The organism is Janthinobacterium lividum, assembly GCF_011601275.1.
In the GTDB taxonomy this organism is placed as follows: Bacteria; Pseudomonadota; Gammaproteobacteria; order Burkholderiales; family Burkholderiaceae_D; genus Janthinobacterium; species Janthinobacterium lividum_E.
Genome location: NZ_JAAOLY010000011.1, coordinates 25,102 through 43,381, shown reverse-complemented (window position 1 = coordinate 43,381; position 18,280 = coordinate 25,102). Strand labels below are relative to the sequence as shown.

Genomic DNA, 18,280 nt, shown 5'->3' with positions numbered 1-18,280 from the left:
CGCGATCTTAGCATTTCAGGAATAAATCTCTTTCTGCTAAGCTAGTCTATTGAATCACTGTCTCCGTTGCCATGGCCAAGATCACCATTTCCTGCAGTATTCCCGTTGACGATGAAGTCGTGACCGAGTTCCTGCACAAGTACGTGCTCCACTCGCGTGTCGGGGCGGCCAGGAGATTGCGCATGGGAGAGAAGGGCTGCTTCTATACCTGTTCTTTATACTTGGAAGACCATGCCAGGGTCAGCCAACTGCTCCGCCGCATGCTGGCCTTCTTTGAGAGCAAGAACATTCCCTTGACCATCCTCAAGATCTGCGCCCAGGACAGCTGGTACGAGGTGGACCCGGAGCAGCGCGATCCCTGGAACATTTCCCCACAAGCCTTGCTGGCGCTGCTCGATGCGGCGCCGGAAGGCGGCGTTCAGGCGGCGTCGAGCACGTAGCGGTTCTTGCCGTTCTTCTTGGCCAGGTACAAGGATTCGTCGGCGCGCCGGTAGCTGTGCGACAAGTCGACTTCCTTGAGCAGTTCCGCGACGCCGATGCTGACGGACACCTTGCGTTCCGGCACGAACGCGGCCTCGACGCTGTCAACGATCTGCGCGGCAAAGGCGCAGGCCGCGTTCTTTTCGCCCAGGTAAATGACGGCAAACTCTTCGCCGCCGAGGCGCCCGCACAGGTGCTCGCCCGACAGCCTGGCGATCACGTCGGCGATCTTTTTCAGGACTTCATCGCCCACGTCATGGCCGTACACGTCGTTGATCTGCTTGAAGTCGTCGATATCGATCATCAGGAAATACGCGGGCGTGCGCGCCGTGCGCTGCAAGGTGCGCGCGCCTTGCGTAAACATGCGGCGGTTATTGAGTCCGGTCAAGCCATCCTTGTAGGCCATCGTCGCCAGGTCGCGCTGGGCGCGGTAGTTGTGGATGCGCAAGACGAGAAAATAGATGTTCAGCGCCAGGCCGATGATGACGCTGATGGTGACGGCCAGCACGGGCCAATGCTGGTCAGCCTGGCCCGCATGCACGGGAAACTGCCCCAGCCCCAGGATGGCCCACACGCACAGCGATACGCCCAGGTAATACGCGATGCCGCTGAAAATGGGCGCCGTCGTCAGGGTGATCATCACGCCCAACGGCAACACCCAGAAAGCGGGATCTTCCGTGCCCAGCATCAGCACGCGAAAACTGAACCCGATGAACAGCACGCTGATGGTGCCGCTGGCGATAATCGCCTGCAAGGACTTCGCATACACGGTCAGCAACAGCCCGGCCAGCATGCCCGTCACGCCCAGCGCCGCCTGCGCATGATCGAACGAAGCGCGCGGCAAGGTCAGGCTGAACGTGACCAGCCAGCAAGCCAGGCCAAACGTCAGGATCGCTATCGAAATGAAATGCAGTTCCTTGAAAAAGCGCTGCTGCTGCTCCCGTTCTCCTGAAAAGAACAGGTAATAGAAGGCAGGAGACAGGCTGCGCGAAGCGAACATGACATTTGTCCAGGCAGACAACAAGCCTTGCGGCAGGGACGCCTCCCGGCAACGGCAGGCGGCATGATGCGCGCACAAAATAGTTGCGCTCAGGAACTAGTGTACTGGTTTCTGGGAGGAAATGGTGACTGAGGCGAGGAAAACGGTGGCCAGTGTTCTGCTGCCGCCACATTGTGAAGGAGTACGCCTATTGTTCGATCCACACAGAGCTATACCAAGGCCATGCTGCAAACCGCCTACCGCAGCAAGACCAATCAGGATATCGCCGCCAGCATTTTCTTTGGTAGTAGTGATTATTTTCTCTTTTGGTGTTAGCAGTTCACGCTGCGATAGATCAGATGCTTATAGCGTAGCCAAGCTAAATACGACACTCATCGGACTGCTGCCTGTGTGGCTCACGTAGCGTACCGCCCCATGATAAACGAAGGGTGCACCTTTGCCGTTGTGTAGCTTAGATTCACGCACAAACAGATGGATTGTGAGTCCTTTGTGCTCGTGCTCGATAATGTCCCGTCCTCTTTTGTTAATCGGTGTTGTGGAGTTTTGGCTTTGCCAATGAAAGGTGCTGTCATCGACCCAATGATCGACGTACCGATGATCTACGGCTTTGCCTTGCTTATTCAGCGTTACCAGCAACACCATTGCGTTCTTGCTGACCAGCGTCACATGCCCGACATTCCAATTGCCGATACTATAGGTTTCGCCAAATAACGGCGCAATATCCTCGCGCTTGAATGCCTGTCCGACGGCCAAATCGAGCGGACTGACAATGGCTTTGAAACGCGCCAAGGTGTGCATATCCTCGGTGGCATCCATGTCTTGAAAGTCTGTATTCGTTGCCCGCAGCACATAGCCGCCGTCAGGTGTTTTCACGATATGTCGCAGTAAATACTGGAAGACATCGCCAGACTCATCTTGACGCTCGATTGCCATCACCGAGCCAGTAATCGAGCCCGCATTGGTGGGCGTAATATGTTCCAGTAGCAGGTAGTCGCCATCTTGAATCGGGTGTTTTCCACCGTTCATGGAATTGCCCGATGCTCGGGCGATAAAATGTCGATGCGGATCGATATTTCCGTAGCTGGTAGGCAGATTGCGGTACTCTTCCGCATCCACAGTCCCGGTCTTAAAGTGGCCGCAAGCGATTTTTAAATTTGGGAAATATGGCAGTGTCGTCAGATTGTTCGCCTTTGCGCTGCGAACAAACGGAATCACATTATTTGTTAAATCTGCTTGAATGCGACGGATTTCATAGGTGGCCAAGCGGTAGTCAATAATCTCTTGCACCATCAGTTCGAAGTTCTCCCGATGGCCGTCATGAAGTTTAAAGACGGCTTCAAATCGCCCATCTTTCATCCGGAAATCACTATTCTTACCAGTGCTATTGCCGCCTATCCAAGCGTTGATGGGATTGCTGGACCAGTAGCGCAGCCATGCTTCGCTTTGACCATTCCCTGCGCGCAGTGGCTGCGGAAGATCGGCCAAAAGCGCGCGTCGCCGTTGCAGCACTTGCCATGAGCGCTCAGCCAGTGCGGCTGCTGTTGGTGGCGTATGCCAACCATCCATTTCCTGTAATGCCTCAAGCAATACCATCTTGAAGCTCTTGTTCATCGAGGTTATTTCCAGTTCGCGCAAGAAGCTGCGATGCTTGGCCGCGATGGCTTGCTCGTCTGCGTCAAGGTCATCCATTGCCTGGACTAGGGCGTACCAATCACCGTACTCCTTGCGCATCGCTGGCATGCTGGCGCCAGCCCGGTAAAACTCGGCCAAAGTCGGGCGCCGGCCTAAGCTATCGCGCAAGGCGATGTACTCGTTTTTCGTTCCTTCGCTGTCCAACGACTTGAGAAACTCGATCAATTTCAAATCGTAGTTGACGAAGCATCCCTCGGGAAAATCAAGCTGATTCGCCTCTGCCTTGCGTGCGAAATCCGCTAATTTTTTATAGCTGGCGTCGATCTCAAACAAGGCCTCGGGTTTGTGTAGAAAGCTCTTGTGATTGCCGATAAAGTCTAAAATAACCAAGCGTTCCTTACCTTCGCTTTTGCGCAAGCCTCGGCCCAACTGCTGGAGAAATAGGATTTTGGACTCGGTAGGGCGCAGCATCATGACCGTATCGATAGCCGGCAAATCCACGCCTTCGTTAAACAGATCAACAGAGAAGATCACTGCGAGCCGTCCGTCACGCAGGCGCTCCAGCGCGTCGGCGCGGCTTAGCCGCGAACCGGCATACACGGCAGCACAAGCGATACCCGCTTTGGAAAATTGGGCGGTCATAAATTCGGCATGCGTGACCGAGACACAAAATGCCAGCGTGCGCTGCTGCTTATGGCGCTGCCACTCCGTCAGCGCATGCTTAGCCCGAGCCAGAGTCGCTAATTTATTGCTTAGTTGCTCAAGAACGAAGCGCCCGCTGCGCCAAGGTATCTCGGTGTAATCGACGGAACTGTCGAAGATGCCATAATAGTGAAACGGTACCAAGAGCTTGGCTTGGATGCCGGCAAATAGCCCCCGCGTGAACACCAGATTGTCATCGCATAACGACAAGATATCGGACTGGTCTGAACGATCCGGCGTCGCGGTTAAACCCAGCAGAAAACGTGGTGAGAAATAGGCCAGTAAGCGTCGATAGGTGGGAGCGGCCGCATGATGGAATTCGTCAACGACGATATAGTCGAAATGCTCTGGCGAGTATCGCTCCAAATGGGCTTCTTGCCCTAAAGTTTGGATCGAAGCGCATAAGATATCGGCCTCGCTGTCTCTGGTTTGACCAGCGTAAAAGCCGACGCGTGCATCGGGTCGAATGCGTAGGAAAGTTTCGGCGGCTTGATTCAAAATCTCCTCCCTGTGAGCGACAAACAACACCCGTCGCGCTCCGAGCTGTTTGGCATCGAAGGCGGCAAGCCATGTTTTTCCAAGGCCGGTTGCCAGCACGACTAAACCGCGTCGAAACCCTTCATCGCGTGTCGCTCTCAGAGCGAACAAGGCTTCTATTTGGACGGTAGTTGGAACGGGGGGCGCATCTTGTTCCAAGCTACCTGGCGCTACAGCCATCGGCAAGGGAACGCGGCGGGCATCATACTGGGCGATCCACTCATCCGTTAGGGGGACGCAGCGAGGATGAGCAAACAGCTCTTCGAATTTGGTGCGTGCTTCAAGATAGCCATTGTCGCCCGGATAATCAATGCGATAGTTCCATTCCAAGCCATTCGTTAGCGCTTGCCTGCTGATATTGCTGGAACCAATAAATGCCGTGCCGCTTAGAACACTCTGGTCATTGAGTTGAGCGAACAGATAGGCTTTGAGGTGAAAACTGCTGCCAGCCGATTGGTACACTTTGACCTGCGCCCCCTGGGCCTGCAGCAGCATCAACAAGCGCAAGGCCTCGGTATCTGTCACATCTAAATAGTCGCTCGTCAGCACCCGTACACGCGCCGACTGGCGATTCAATTCCTTGTTACCTTTGAGTGCGCTTTGAATGTCTGGCAGCAGCAAGCGCAGTCCTGTCGTTTTAACGAAAGCAACAGCTAAATCGACCTCGGACGCTTGATTAATGGAACTGCTCAGGTGCGGCAAAAACGGATCGCTGCCACCCGTAATCAGATGATTTTGTGATGCGACTGCACGGCGCACGAGCGCGTTCAGCCATTGCTCTGTACGGCCAGGACGTTGGTCCATTGACTGCCAGCAAGCCATGGTGTCCACCTCGGGCAAGGCGGTAAACCATGTACGCAACTGCTGCTCTTCGACATCAGTAAAGTGACGCCCATCTTGCACACGTTCTCCCGTGCCTACTTTAAAACTGAGATAAAACACACCGCCGGGTTTCAGTGCATTCCACAGAGAGGCAAGCGCAGCTGGCAATTCTGCTTTTTCAACATGCAGCAAGCTGGCACAGGCCCAAATGCCGTCATAGCACGCTTGCTCTTTGACATCGATAAAACTACGCACCTGAACCTGAATGCCAGTGTGTTCCTCTGCCAAACGCGCCAGCTCATGTGAGGCATCGAAAGCGGTAACGCGATAGCCTCTGTCTAAAAATACCTTGCTATCTCGCCCCGAGCCACAACCGGCATCCAAAACGTTTCCGCCAGCGCTCACCGCAGACAAAAATCGGTCATGTAATACCGACATATCGACGCTAATCGTATTAGTAAAGAAAGTCGTCGCGTTTTGATTGTAGTAGCTCAGGGTAGATGTCATCGTGCTGTTCAATCTGATCAAAAAAAAGGCGACACATTGTGTCGCCCCCTTTATCAACAATACCGCTTAAACGTCGATATTGCCGGCCCTCAGCGCATTATTCTCAATAAACGCCCTGCGCGGCTCCACATCATCTCCCATCAGGGTGGTGAAGATCTGGTCTGCCGCAATCGCGTCTTCGATCTGCACCTTCAACAAGCGGCGCACGGTTGGGTCCATCGTGGTTTCCCACAGCTGGTCCGGGTTCATTTCGCCCAGACCTTTGTAGCGCTGTTTCGAGACGGTGCGTTCGGCTTCGTCGCGCAGCCATTGCATGGCTTGGTGGAAGTCGACCACGGCGATTTCCTTCATGCGCTCGCCTTCGCCGCGGCGCACGAACGCGCCTTCGCCGATCAGGCCTTCGAAGGTGGCGGCGCCGCTGCTCAGCACGGCGTAGTCCGGGCCTTGCACGAAGTCGGCGTCGATGGCGGTGACTTTGACGTTACCGTGGTACATGCGCTCGATGTGCAGCTTGTGTTTTTCCGACAAATCGTCGGAACGCACGTGCACGCGCACGGCGCTGTCGTTGATGGCCGTCTGCAGGGCCAGGGCGGAGGTTTCCGCCAGGTCCAGGGTCGACAGGTCCAACTGCACGCCTGTCATGATGGCCGTCAGTGCGGCGCGGTCGATGACGCGCGTCAAACGGGTCATGATAGTGTTCGACAGGTTGAACTTGCGCACCAGTTCCGTCAGCGTGTCGCCGGAAATGCCTTCCGCGCCTTCGCGCGGCACCAGTACGGCCGTGTTCAGCGCCACGGTCATCATGTAGCTCGCTTCTTCGGCGTCATCTTTCAGATAGCGCTCGTCGCGGCCGGCTTTCACTTTGTACAGCGGCGGTTGCGCGATGTAGATGTGGCCGCGCTCGACCAGTTGCGGCATCTGGCGGTAGAACAGGGTCAGCAGCAAGGTACGGATGTGGGCGCCGTCGACGTCCGCATCGGTCATGATGATGATGCGGTGGTAGCGCAGTTTCTCGACGTTGAATTCGTCCGGTCCGATCGAGGTGCCGAGCGTGGCGATCAGGGTGGTGATCTGCTCCGACGACAGCATTTTTTCGAAACGGGCTTTTTCCACGTTCAAGACTTTACCGCGCAGCGGCAGGATCGCCTGGAACTTGCGGTCGCGCCCTTGTTTTGCCGAGCCACCTGCCGAGTCACCCTCGACGATGTACAGTTCGCACAGGGCGGGGTCTTTTTCCTGGCAGTCGGCCAGCTTGGCCGACAGGCCCAGGCCGTCCATGATGCCTTTGCGGCGGGTCAGGTCGCGGGCCTTGCGGGCCGCTTCGCGCGCGCGCGCCGCTTCGACGATCTTGCCGCAAATGATCTTGGCGTCGTTTGGTTTTTCTTGCAGGTAATCGGCGAGGGTCTTGGCAACGATTTCTTCCACCGGGCCGCGCACTTCGCTCGATACCAGCTTGTCTTTCGTCTGCGACGAGAATTTCGGTTCCGGCACTTTCACGGACAAGACGCAGGTCAAGCCTTCGCGCATGTCGTCGCCGTTGATTTCCACTTTCGCCTTTTTGGCGAACTCGTGTTCATCGATGTATTTGTTGATCACGCGCGTCATCGCTGCGCGCAGGCCCGTCAAGTGGGTGCCGCCGTCGCGTTGCGGGATGTTGTTCGTGAAGCACAGCACCTGTTCGTTGTAGGCATCGTTCCACTGCATCGACACGTCGACCGAGATGTTCGTGTTCTGGTCCGACATGCGCTCGCCCGTGGCCTGGAAAATGGTCGGGTGCAAGACCGACTTGGCCTTGTTGATGTATTCGACGAAGCCGCGCGTGCCGCCTTCGAAGGCGAACACTTCTTCCTTGCCCGTGCGCTGGTCGGACAACTTGATGTTGACGCCATTGTTCAGGAAGGACAGTTCTCGGATGCGCTTGGCCAGGATTTCGTAGTGGAATTCCACGTGCGTGAAAATCTCTTCGTCGGCCCAGAAATGCACGTCGGTGCCGCGCTTGTCCGTTTCGCCGATGACACGGATCGGCGAGGTGGCGATGTCGCCCACCATGACGATCTGGCGGTCTTGCGGCACGCCGCGCACGAATTCCATGTGATGCACTTTACCATCGCGGCGGATGGTCAGTTTCAGCAGTTTCGACAGGCCATTCACGCAGGACACGCCCACGCCGTGCAAACCGCCCGAGACTTTATACGAGTTCTGGTCGAACTTGCCGCCGGCGTGCAATTCGGTCATGACGATTTCCGCCGCCGAACGCTTCGGATCGTGCTTGTCGTCCATTTTCAGGCCGGTCGGCACGCCGCGGCCATTGTCGGTGATCGAGATCGAATTGTCGCTGTGGATGGTGACGTGGATTTCCGTGCAGTGGCCGGCCAGCGATTCATCGATGGAGTTGTCCAGCACTTCGAATACCAGATGGTGCAAGCCGGTGCCGTCCGAGGTGTCGCCAATGTACATGCCCGGGCGTTTGCGTACGGCTTCCAGGCCTTCCAGGATCTGGATGGAGGCGGCGCCGTATTCTTCCGTTTTGGCCTGGATCGGGGTGTCTTGTGGATTCTCGGACATGGACTGCTTTCTCAAATAACGATTGCTGATTGATTCGGGGCTGCTGGCTGATGACCGTAGGTCGGGTTAGCCATAACGGCGTAACCCGACAGACGGCGATTCAGCATGTCGGATTACGCTGCGCTAATCCGACCTACGTCACTGCTGTGGTCTTTAGATGCGCATCGGCATGACGACATACTTGAAGTCGGCATTGTCGGGGATGGAGATCAGGGCGGACGAGTTCGAATCACCGAGCGCGATGTTGACGTATTCGCATTTCAGGTTGTTCAGCACGTCCAGCAGATACGTCACGTTGAAACCGATGTCGACGGAGTCGCCGCCGTAGTCGATTTCCATCTCTTCGACGGCTTCTTCCTGGTCCGCATTGGTCGAGCTGATCTTCATGCTGCCCGGGGTGATGATGCAGCGCACGCCCTTGAACTTGTCGCTGGTCATGATGGCGGCACGTTGCAGCGAGCGCAGCAGTTCATCGCGGCCGATGGTGAAGTCGTTTTTGTAGCCTTTTGGAATCACGCGCGTGTAGTCGGGGAACTTGCCTTCCACCAGCTTCGAGATCAGCTCGATGTCGGCAAAGGTCAGTTTTACCTGGTTGGCGGCGATGTCCAGCTGCACCGGCTCATCGTTCTCTTCCAGCAGGCGCTGCAGTTCGATGATGGTCTTGCGCGGAATAATGACTTCCTGGCGCGCAAACGTCTGTTCGGTGGCGACCTGGCAAAACGCCAGGCGGTGGCCGTCGGTGGCCACGGCGATGACATTATTGCCATCCAAAACCAGCAGCAAGCCGTTCAGGTAGTAGCGGATGTCTTGCTGCGCCATCGAGAAATGCACCATGTTGAACAGGTGCTTCAGCGTTTTTTGGGGCAGGGTGACGGACGCGTTGTAGCTTTCCGCCTGTTGCACGGTCGGGAACTCTTCCGCCGCCAGGGTTTGCAGGGCGAAGCGCGACTTGCCCGTTTGCACGGTCAGGCGCTTGTTCAGCAGGGTCATCGTGACGTCGCCCGATTCGGGCAGGGCGCGCAGGATGTCGAGCAGCTTGCGCGCGGCCACGGTGGTGCCGGTGACGTCCGCGCCGGAACCGATTTCCGCGTGCGTGGTGATCTGCACTTCGGTGTCGGTCGACAGGAAGGAGACATTTTCACCGTCTTTGCGGATGAGGATATTGGCCAGAATCGGCATAGTGTGCCGACGCTCGACAATACCGCTCACGATCTGCAGTGGCCGGAGAAGGGTATCTCGGGTGGTTTTGACCAATTGCATATTTATCCTCAATGTATAGGTTGAACAGTACGATGTTTAACGTATTAATTTAACAATTGTTGCCATAGGGAGCCCCGACAGACCGGCTGCGGTGCCCTCCCAGATGATAAGGGTAAAGCACGTTTTGAGCCAGTCTTGCTCAAGCGGCGCTTAGCCTTTTAATGTTTGCTCCAGCACATGCAATTCATGGTTGCATTCCGGATTCTTGGTGCGGTCCAGCGCGATCTTGCGCACGGCATGCAGCACCGTGGTGTGGTCGCGGCCGCCGAACAGCTCGCCGATTTCCGGCAGGCTCTTCTGTGTCAATTCCTTGGCCAGGTACATGGCGATCTGGCGCGGCCGGGCGATATTCGCAGGGCGGCGCTTCGAATACATGTCGGCAACCTTGATATTGAAGAAGTCAGCCACCGTTTTCTGGATGTTTTCCACGGAAATCTGGCGGTTCTGCACCGACAGCAAGTCCTTCAGGGCTTCCTTGACGATATCGATCGTTATATCTTTGCCATGGAAGCGCGAGTACGCGAGGATCTTGCGCAACGCGCCTTCCAGCTCGCGCACGTTCGAGCGCAAGTGCTTGGCGACAAAGAAAGCCACGTCGTCGGAGAAAGTCACGCCTTCCTGCTTGGCTTTTTTCAACAGAATCGCCACGCGCATTTCCAGTTCCGGCGGTTCGATGGCCACCGTCAGGCCCGAGTCGAAGCGCGAGATCAGGCGGTCATCCATGCCCGTGATCTCCTTCGGATACGTATCCGAGGTGATGATGATCTGTTTCTTCGCGGCAATTAATGCCTCGAACGCATAGAAAAACTCTTCCTGCGTGCGGCTCTTGCCACCAAAGAACTGGATATCATCGATCAGCAGCATGTCGAGCGAGTGATAGTAGTGCTTGAAATCGTCGAAACCCTTGCGCTGGTAAGCGGTCACTACGTCGCGAACGTACTGTTCCGCGTGGATGTAGCGAATTTTTGCGCCCGGATTGTCGGCCATCACCTGATTGCCGATGGCGTGGATCAAGTGGGTTTTACCGAGGCCGACGCCGCCGTAGAAGAACAGCGGGTTATAGGACACGCCCGGATTGTTCGCCACCTGGATAGCGGCGGCGCGCGCCAACTGGTTGGCCTTACCGGTAACAAAACTGTCGAAGGTCAGGTCGGTGTTGATGCGGCTCTGCTCGCGGCGCGGCGCCGCGCCGATGCTCAGTTCCGGCACGCTGGGCTGCGGCTCCGCGGCGCGCGCGCTGGGCGCGCCGCCATTCGGATCGCTGGCCGGGGTACTGGCGGCAACGGGCTTCTTCGGCAAGGCCAGACGCGGGTCGAGCACGAACTGCACTTCCGTCGGCGCTTCGAAGTACTGAATGGCCAGGGCAGTGATGCGGCTGGCGAACTGGGTCTTGACCCAATCGAGCTTGAAGCGATTGGGCGCAGCAATGCGCAGCTTGCCCTCTTCGTAATCGAGAGGGATAAGCGGTTTGATCCACGCACTGAATTGTTGCGGTGTCAGCTCCAGTTCCAACTGCGCGGAACAGGCCTGCCAGAAATTATCCATGTATGTCTATGTGAAAAGGTGTGGGAGGGCGTATCGATTCTGCCCTGCGTTCACCGTGTTGCAAGGCCGGCGTCGCGCGAGGGCTCGCCACACGTAACGCGCTATTCTACTCCCGACTGACAAAGTTATCCACAGGCACGACGCTTATTTTTCTGTGGCGGGGTGGGGCGCCGTGTGCATAAGAGGCGACTTATCCCCCGGTTATCCCGTCACAAGCAGTGCTGGCGCGGCCTGTGGCGGGGCCTTGCAAGCAGATGGGGGCCGGCGCGCAAATTTCCAGGCGATCACGGCAATCCTTGACAAGAGGGGGGCATATGCTGAATAATTCAGGGTTCCCCGCCCGTATTCCGTGTTTATTCATTTGGAACGACAATATGGACTAAGCGTGGATTAAGCGGGCGATGAGATTGGCCAGCTTGTGCCTTGGCATAAGTGCGCGATTGTCATTGGCACCAAAAACTGACGGGACGTCAGACCCGATTTTGCATTTTTTTTGTTTTTAGCGAGACCAACATGAAACGTACTTACCAACCTTCCGTCGTTCGCCGCAAGCGTACGCACGGCTTCCGCGCTCGTATGGCTACCCGTGGTGGCCGTGATGTGCTCAACGCACGTCGCGCAAAGGGCCGCAAACGTCTGGCCGTCTAGGCTTGTCGTTGACAGCTGATCGCGTGGCTAGCTGTACTCCAGTCGGCAATCAACGCGAAGGTTCACACGACTTCGCGCGCGTTCGGCGTATCGTTAAAACGGATGAATTTTCATCCGTTTTTCGTTTGCGCCCTTCGCAAAAAACAGCGCATTTTGTGCTGTACACCCGACACAATCAATTGCCGCATGCGCGGCTGGGCGTCGTTGTGGCGAAGCGTTTCGCGCCGCGCGCGGCGACCCGCAACACGATCAAGCGCGTCACGCGCGAGCTGTTTCGCAACAGCGCGATGCCGCCGGTCGACTGCGTGGTGCGTTTGTCGCGCGCCGTCAACAGCAAGGATGGCCCGGCCACCACGACCAAGCTCAAAGCCGAGCTGCGTGAAGAGTTGAGCCGCCTGTTCGCGGCGCAAATCGCCGCCCAGGCCCGTTCTGTTGCTGCGCCACCACCATCCGCGCCATGAAAACCCTGCTGCTGTTCCTGCTGCGCGCTTATCAGTTGCTGATCAGCCCAATGCTGGGACAGAATTGCCGTTTCTATCCGAGCTGTTCGCATTACGCGATGGAAGCGCTGCGCGTGCACGGTACGGCCAAGGGCAGCCTGCTGGCTGCCAAGCGCCTGTGCCGTTGCCACCCCTGGAATGAAGGGGGCGTCGACCCGGTGCCGCCGGCCGATTGCAAACAATCTTCAACGACCGCTTGCGGTTGCAACCACTCCTGACAAATACCCTAATGGATATCAATAAACGTACCATCCTGTGGATCGTGTTTTCCGTCTCGCTGGTAATTCTCTGGAACGAATGGATGATCTCGAACGGCAAGCCGTCGATGTTCTCCGCGAACACGGAACAAACCGCCAAGGCGCCTGTCACCCCGGCCAAGACGGACGCCCTGGCTGCCGCGGCTGCCGGCGCGACCGCCGTGCCTGGCGAAGCGACCGATCCCGCCGCGTTCAAGCGCGAAGTGATTACCATCACCACCGACGTCATCAAGGTCGACATCGACACCCTGGGCGGCCAGGTCAAGCGTCTGGAATTGCTGAAGTTCAAGGGCGCGGGCAATCCGGGCTGGTTCGGCGGCTGCTTCGGCCTGTTCAAATGGTGCCAGCCTGATGAAGGCAAGCAAAACGAAGTGCTGTTCGACGAAGGCGCGAACCATACCTACCTGGCGCAATCGGGCCTGGTCGGCGGTCCTTTCCCTACCCACGCGAGCGGTTTTACCGTGCAGCCTGGCGTGCGCACGATCGGTGACGGCAAGCAAGTGCAACTGGTGATGGAAGCGGTCGAAGGCGGCGTCAAGCTGACCAAGACGTTTACGTTCAAGCGCGGCGACTACGTCATCGACGTGCGCCACGACGTGTCCAACGTGGGCGCGGCCCCTGTCACGCCACAGCTGTACCTGCAACTGACGCATGACGGCAACAAGCCGGTCGGCGATTCGTTCTTCAATAGCAGCTTCACGGGCCCGACCCTGTACACGCCGCAAGACAAGTACCAGAAGCTGACGTTCGAGAAAATCGAAAAAGCGGCCGTGGAAGACGAGAAGAAGGGCAACGACAACGCCATGAAGGGCCTGCATCCGGCCACGGCGAATGGCGGCTGGTTTGCGATTTCGCAGCACTTCTTCGTGTCGGCCTTCGTTCCGCCCGAGAACGCCAAGCGCGATATCTTCACGAAAAAGCTCGGCACCAATCTGTACGCCATCGGCAACGTGCTGCCATTGCCTACCCTGGCGCCAGGCGCCTCGGCCAGCATGGACAGCAAGCTGTACTCGGGTCCGCAAATCGCGCACCTGCTGGAAAACGTTTCGCCTGGCCTGGAACTGGTCAAGGATTACGGCTGGCTGACCATCATCGCCAAGCCGATCTTCTGGGTCATGGAACACATCCACAGCGTGCTGGGCAACTGGGGCTGGACCATCATCGCCTTCACGATCCTGATCAAGCTGGCGTTCTTCCCGCTGTCGGCCGCCGGCTACCGCAGCATGGCCAAGATGAAACTGGTCACGCCGAAGATGCAAGCGATCCGCGAGCGCTACAAAGGCGATCCGCAAAAGATGAACCAGGCCACGATGGAGCTGTACAAGACGGAAAAGATCAATCCGCTGGGCGGCTGCCTGCCGATCCTGATCCAGATGCCCGTCTTTATCGCCCTGTACTGGGTGTTGAACGCGTCCGTGGAAATCCGCGGCGCGCCATGGATCGGCTGGATCACCGACCTGGCCCAGCATGACCCATGGTGCATCCTGCCAGTGCTGTACGCGATCTCGATGTACATCACGACCAAGCTGAACCCGGCCCCGGCCGATCCGATGCAAGCGAAGATGATGCTGTTCATGCCACTGGCATTCTCGGTGATGTTCTTCTTCTTCCCGTCGGGCTTGGTACTCTACTGGGTCGTCAACAACGTCCTGTCGATCGGCCAGCAATGGGTGATCACCAAAAAATACGCGCCTGCCGCCAAGTAATTCCGGCCAGCGAACAGAAAGCCCGCCTCGCGCGGGCTTTTTTTTCATCTACAATATCCCCCATGAAACTCGACTCTTCCCCTATCGCCGCCATTGCCACCGCTCCCGGTCGCGGCGGCATCGGCGTGGTACGCGCCTCCGGCAAAAACCTCGCTCCTTTAATGACGGCCCTGTTCGGCGCGCAGCAACTCAAACCGCGCCACGCCACCTATCTGCCATTCACGGAAAGCGATGGCAGCATCATCGACCAGGGTATCGCCATCCACTTCAAGGGCCCGCATTCGTACACGGGCGAAGACGTGCTGGAATTGCAGGGCCACGGCGGCCCCATCGTGCTGCAGCTGCTGCTGGCGCGCGTGCTGGAAGCGGGCAAGGACAGCGGCTTGCGCCTGGCCGAACCGGGCGAATTCACGCGCCGCGCTTTTCTCAATGACAAGCTGGACCTGGCGCAAGCGGAAGCCGTGGCCGACCTGATCGACGCGTCCACGGAAGCGGCGGCCAAGTCCGCCTCGCAATCGCTGTCGGGCGCGTTCTCGAACACCATCCACGCGCTGGTGGAACAGGTGACGGGGCTGCGCATGCTGGTCGAAGCGACCCTGGACTTCCCGGAAGAGGAAATCGACTTCCTGGAAAAATCGAATGCACGCGGCCAATTGAAAGCCGTGATCGAAGCGTTGAACAAAGTGTTTGCACAGGCGGCGCAGGGCGCGCTGCTGCGCGAAGGCCTGAACGTGGTGCTGGCCGGCCAGCCCAACGTGGGCAAGTCGTCACTGTTGAACGCGCTGGCGGGCGCCGACGTGGCCATCGTCACGCCGATCGCCGGTACCACGCGCGACAAGGTCAGCGAAACCATCCAGATCGAAGGCATTCCGCTCAACATCATCGACACGGCCGGCATCCGCAGCGCGGGCGACACCATCGACGCCGTCGAGCGCATCGGCATCGAACGCACCTGGGGCGAAATTGGCAAGGCGGACGTGATCCTGCACTTGCTGGACGCAGACCACGGTCCGACCCTGGCCGATGAAACCATCGTCGCCGCCTTCCCTGAAGGCGTGCCCGTGGTGCGCGTGTGGAACAAGATTGATCTCTCTGGCCACAAGCCCGGCGTCGACAGCATGCCGGACGCCACCCACGTGTATCTGTCGGCGCACGAGCACATCGGCATCGACCTCTTGCGCGCCGAGCTCCTGCGCATCGCCGGCTGGCAGCAGACGGGTGAATCGCTGTACCTGGCGCGCGAACGCCATTTGATCGCCTTGAAATCGGCCGGCAAGCATCTGGATATCGCCGCCGCGCACGCGGCGCAGGACGACCAGTCGCTCGATCTGTTCGCCGAAGAACTGCGCTTGGCGCAGGTGCAACTGTCGAGCATCACGGGCGAGTTTTCGCCTGACGACCTGCTGGGCGTGATCTTCAGCCGTTTCTGCATCGGCAAATAAGGAGGTTCGATGAAGCTTGTGCTCGCTTTTGTGTTTGCCTGCCTGCCCCTGCTGGCTGGCGCGCAGGAAAAACTGCCGAAGGATGTGGCGAAGTTCGTTGAGCATGCGCAAACGTGCGAGCATTTTGCCGGCGAATGGGATGATAACGACAAGGCGCGCCAGCGCGAGATCATCGCAGCCGTGGACGATGCCTGCGGCCAGGCGCAGCGGCAATGGAAGCGGCTGTCCGCCAAGTACGCGGGACAGCCGAAGCTGCAGAAAATCATCGATGAACAGGCCAATGACGCCGTGCGCAGCTACCGGAAGTCAGGCTAGCATCTGCCCCGTTGAGAATTATCATGAAGTCCAAACTGCGCTGACGTAATCTTGCTGAGCGGCCTTGAAGTGCCGCTAGGAAAGGAAGCGCCATGGACAGCGAACAGCCGGAAGTCGTGGAAAGCGGGGGAGTGGTGGCGCCGCCATTGCCTTCCCTGCCGCAATTGATCGCAGCGTTGCCGCCAAAAGGCGCATGCTGGTACTGCGACAAGCCGCTCGATGCCGTGCGTCGTTTCTGTTGCAAAAGTTGTTGCGTGGCGTATGCGGAAGAGGCGCAATACAACAACTGAGCGTCAAGTAAGCCCCAATAAATTATTGTGTTTTCTGACTTCCATAACCGCTGCTCTGCGGTGTTGCCCGCTGCTGGCAGTGCTCGCACTGCGTCGCAGCGGGCGCCTTGCACAGCATCCGGTTCTGTTCGTTATAAATTCACAATAATTTCCCGACGATTACTTAGCGGCGCCGCAGCAGGGCCGCCAGGGCGCCGTCGAAATCAAACTCGTGCGCGGCGGCGGCCACTTCCTGGTAGACGTTCACGCCCAGGCTGGCCGCGAGCAGGCTGGCCGAGTTTTCCAGGATGTCGATGGCCGCCCCGTCGCCTTCGCGCAGATGGCTGGCCAGGCGCGCCAGCAGCAGCTGGATGGCGGGCGCGGCCGGGTCGGGCGCCACGTCCTGCGCCGCCGTATGGTTTGCCTCCGGCGTGCCCAGCATGCTGCTGACCGCGCCGAGCAATTGATCCTGCGCCAGTTCCAGCTGCAGCATCTGCTGGGCCAGGTCGGGCGCCTGTGCGCGCAATGCCGATTCGAGGGTGGCCGACAGGCCATGCACGTGGCGCGCACCGATCATGCCGGCGGCGCCTTTGAGGGTATGCGCCTTCAGGCGCGCGGAAGCGTAGTTGCCCGCGTCGAATTCGGCGCGGATCTGGCATGGCGTGGTGCCGTGGTCGTGCAGGAAGCGGCGCAGGATTTTCAGGTACAGGATGCGGTCGCCCATGATGCGGCCCAGTCCGTTCTCGACATCGAGAATACGGACCATGTCGGATGCCGCAACGGCGGCATCATCATCGCAAGTGGCGTGTGGTTTCAGCATGCTGTGCAGAGCGCCCCAAAACTTGTCAATGTCAGTAAAGCTGGAACCGCTATTTTACATCCAGTCATCCTCGACGCTGCGCCCGCTTGGCCGCCAGCGACATTGCTAGCGCGTCGTGAATGACCAGCTGTGCGTAACGTCCGCGCCATTGACTTTGCCGATGAAACTCACGTCATAGCTGGCGTTCGCATTCAAGGGCGCCAACGGGATGATGGACGCGGCCGAGACCGGCGTATGTACATCGTTGCTGCTGGTGAGCAGGCGCGCCGCCAGGTCCGTGGCGGTGCCGCGCTGGCGCACGCTGAACGCCGTCACGCTGACGGGCGTGCCGTAGTTGGCATGCACGCTGATCGGGTAGCCGACCACATCCTGGTTCGGCACGGGATCGGGCGATTCGTTATCGCTGGAAAAACTGACGGCCACCTTCTGCTGCCCGCTGAACGGATAGGTAACGATCTGTCCCGCCGCCAGCCCGGGGCCATAGCTGCGGTTGCCGGCCAGGTCGGTGGTGAAATAGGCATAGCCGGCGCCGCTGACGGCCGCGCCCGCGCCACCTTCCTTGAACAGCGGTTCGAAAATGACGAAGCGGTGATAGATGGCCGTGACCAGTTCTTCGGCCAGGTAAAAGCCGGACGTGTTGCTCGCGCCAGCGATGACTTCGCCCTGCAGCGACGTGACGACGTAGCCGGCCTTGGCCAGGCGGTCGCCCAGTTTCACACCCGTAAAGCCGGGCTTGCCCTGCACCTGTTCGTGCGCCACCGTATTATTGAGATTGAGATAGCTGGAATGCCCCAGGGCCGCGCTGTCGATCTGGCTGTTGCGCACCAGTGGCGACAGGCCGATCTGGCTGCGCCGGTAGTTGAACCAGTTAAAGCCATCGGTGGCAATATTGTTGCTGAGGACGGGAGCGCCCGGCTCCTGTGTCAGCTGCCCGGCCGGGGTCGAGGTGCTCAGCGACGTATTGCCGCCGCTGTCGCCGCCGCCGCAGGCACTCAGCAGTGCTGCACTCAGCAGGGTAGGTATCCAGTATTTCCAACGCAGTGACGAGGCAATCAAGTTGGCTCCTGTAGAGGTAGACGGACGGCGGTGGGGCCAGCGTGCTGTCCTGTAAAACGATTCTAAGGTATTTTGATACCTTGTAGCGCATTCATGAAAAGATATGTGGCGCGCTCGTGCGCGGACGGTGCCGCAGCTGCGCAGGGTAGAATGAGCGTAGCGCAGCGTTTGCCGCTGCATTGCCTTACTTCCGATTTTTTTTGATTGCCCATACATT

15 protein-coding genes are annotated in these 18,280 nt (G+C 58.3%); 8 read left to right on the top strand and 7 right to left on the bottom strand.

Translation table 11 applies throughout. The features are described from left to right. Positions 1-71: 71 nt before the first annotated feature. Complete coding sequence (locus GYK42_RS17360; RefSeq protein ID WP_166448511.1) at positions 72-440, top strand: hypothetical protein; 369 nt, start codon at positions 72-74, stop codon at positions 438-440. On the opposite strand, the gene GYK42_RS17355 is transcribed toward GYK42_RS17360, so the two are convergent. The 5 genes from GYK42_RS17355 to dnaA form a co-directional block, all read right to left on the bottom strand. Next, positions 419-1,480: a GGDEF domain-containing protein gene (locus GYK42_RS17355; RefSeq protein WP_166448510.1), complete on the bottom strand. Its 1,062-nt coding sequence runs from the start codon at positions 1,478-1,480 to the stop codon at positions 419-421. The genes GYK42_RS17360 and GYK42_RS17355 overlap by 22 nt on opposite strands. Positions 1,481-1,822: 342 nt before the next feature. Continuing rightward, a complete protein-coding gene (locus GYK42_RS17350) occupies positions 1,823-5,680 on the bottom strand; it encodes a DUF3427 domain-containing protein (RefSeq protein WP_166448509.1) in 3,858 nt (1,285 codons plus the stop codon). Between the two features lie 66 nt (positions 5,681-5,746). Then, positions 5,747-8,245 (bottom strand): DNA topoisomerase (ATP-hydrolyzing) subunit B, encoded by a 2,499-nt coding sequence (gene gyrB, locus GYK42_RS17345; protein WP_058050370.1) that lies wholly within the window; start codon positions 8,243-8,245, stop codon positions 5,747-5,749. A gap of 153 nt (positions 8,246-8,398) precedes the next feature. Next, positions 8,399-9,505, bottom strand: coding sequence for a DNA polymerase III subunit beta (gene dnaN, locus GYK42_RS17340; protein ID WP_166448508.1), 1,107 nt, complete (start codon positions 9,503-9,505; stop codon positions 8,399-8,401). Positions 9,506-9,655: 150 nt separating this feature from the next. Next, positions 9,656-11,050, bottom strand: coding sequence for a chromosomal replication initiator protein DnaA (gene dnaA, locus GYK42_RS17335; protein ID WP_034754339.1), 1,395 nt, complete (start codon positions 11,048-11,050; stop codon positions 9,656-9,658). Between the two features lie 513 nt (positions 11,051-11,563). Between dnaA and rpmH the strand changes: the two genes are divergently transcribed. The 7 genes from rpmH to GYK42_RS17300 all read left to right on the top strand — a co-directional run bounded on the left by rpmH (position 11,564) and on the right by GYK42_RS17300 (position 16,208). Then, positions 11,564-11,698 carry a 50S ribosomal protein L34 gene (gene rpmH / locus GYK42_RS17330; RefSeq protein WP_010401996.1) on the top strand — a complete coding sequence of 45 codons (135 nt, stop codon included), beginning with the start codon at positions 11,564-11,566 and terminating at the stop codon, positions 11,696-11,698. Positions 11,699-11,721: 23 nt separating this feature from the next. Continuing rightward, positions 11,722-12,159, top strand: a complete 438-nt coding sequence (gene rnpA / locus GYK42_RS17325) for a ribonuclease P protein component (protein ID WP_099403828.1) — start codon at positions 11,722-11,724, stop codon at positions 12,157-12,159. Next, entirely contained in the window at positions 12,156-12,416 is a 261-nt protein-coding gene (yidD, locus tag GYK42_RS17320) for a membrane protein insertion efficiency factor YidD (protein ID WP_010401993.1), read from the top strand. Before rnpA ends, yidD begins: the two co-directional genes overlap by 4 nt. An 11-nt stretch (positions 12,417-12,427) precedes the next feature. Then, a complete protein-coding gene (yidC, locus tag GYK42_RS17315; protein ID WP_166448507.1) occupies positions 12,428-14,161 on the top strand; it encodes a membrane protein insertase YidC in 1,734 nt (577 codons plus the stop codon). A 62-nt stretch (positions 14,162-14,223) separates the two neighbouring features. Then, on the top strand, positions 14,224-15,603 hold the full coding sequence (mnmE, locus tag GYK42_RS17310) for a tRNA uridine-5-carboxymethylaminomethyl(34) synthesis GTPase MnmE (protein WP_166448506.1): 1,380 nt from the start codon (positions 14,224-14,226) through the stop codon (positions 15,601-15,603). Between the two features lie 9 nt (positions 15,604-15,612). Next, complete coding sequence (locus GYK42_RS17305; protein ID WP_166448505.1) at positions 15,613-15,918, top strand: hypothetical protein; 306 nt, start codon at positions 15,613-15,615, stop codon at positions 15,916-15,918. A 92-nt stretch (positions 15,919-16,010) separates the two neighbouring features. Continuing rightward, the gene (locus GYK42_RS17300) at positions 16,011-16,208 is read left to right on the top strand and encodes a hypothetical protein (RefSeq protein ID WP_058050374.1); all 198 of its coding nucleotides are present in this window, start codon (positions 16,011-16,013) and stop codon (positions 16,206-16,208) included. Between the two features lie 163 nt (positions 16,209-16,371). Here GYK42_RS17300 and GYK42_RS17295 read toward each other — a convergent pair whose 3' ends face one another. Together GYK42_RS17295 and GYK42_RS17290 are read right to left on the bottom strand one after the other, a co-directional pair. Further along, positions 16,372-17,007 (bottom strand): Hpt domain-containing protein, encoded by a 636-nt coding sequence (locus tag GYK42_RS17295; RefSeq protein ID WP_046683269.1) that lies wholly within the window; start codon positions 17,005-17,007, stop codon positions 16,372-16,374. A gap of 105 nt (positions 17,008-17,112) precedes the next feature. Next, entirely contained in the window at positions 17,113-18,063 is a 951-nt protein-coding gene (locus GYK42_RS17290) for a CAP domain-containing protein (protein ID WP_205711445.1), read from the bottom strand. Between the last annotated feature and the right edge of the window lie 217 nt (positions 18,064-18,280).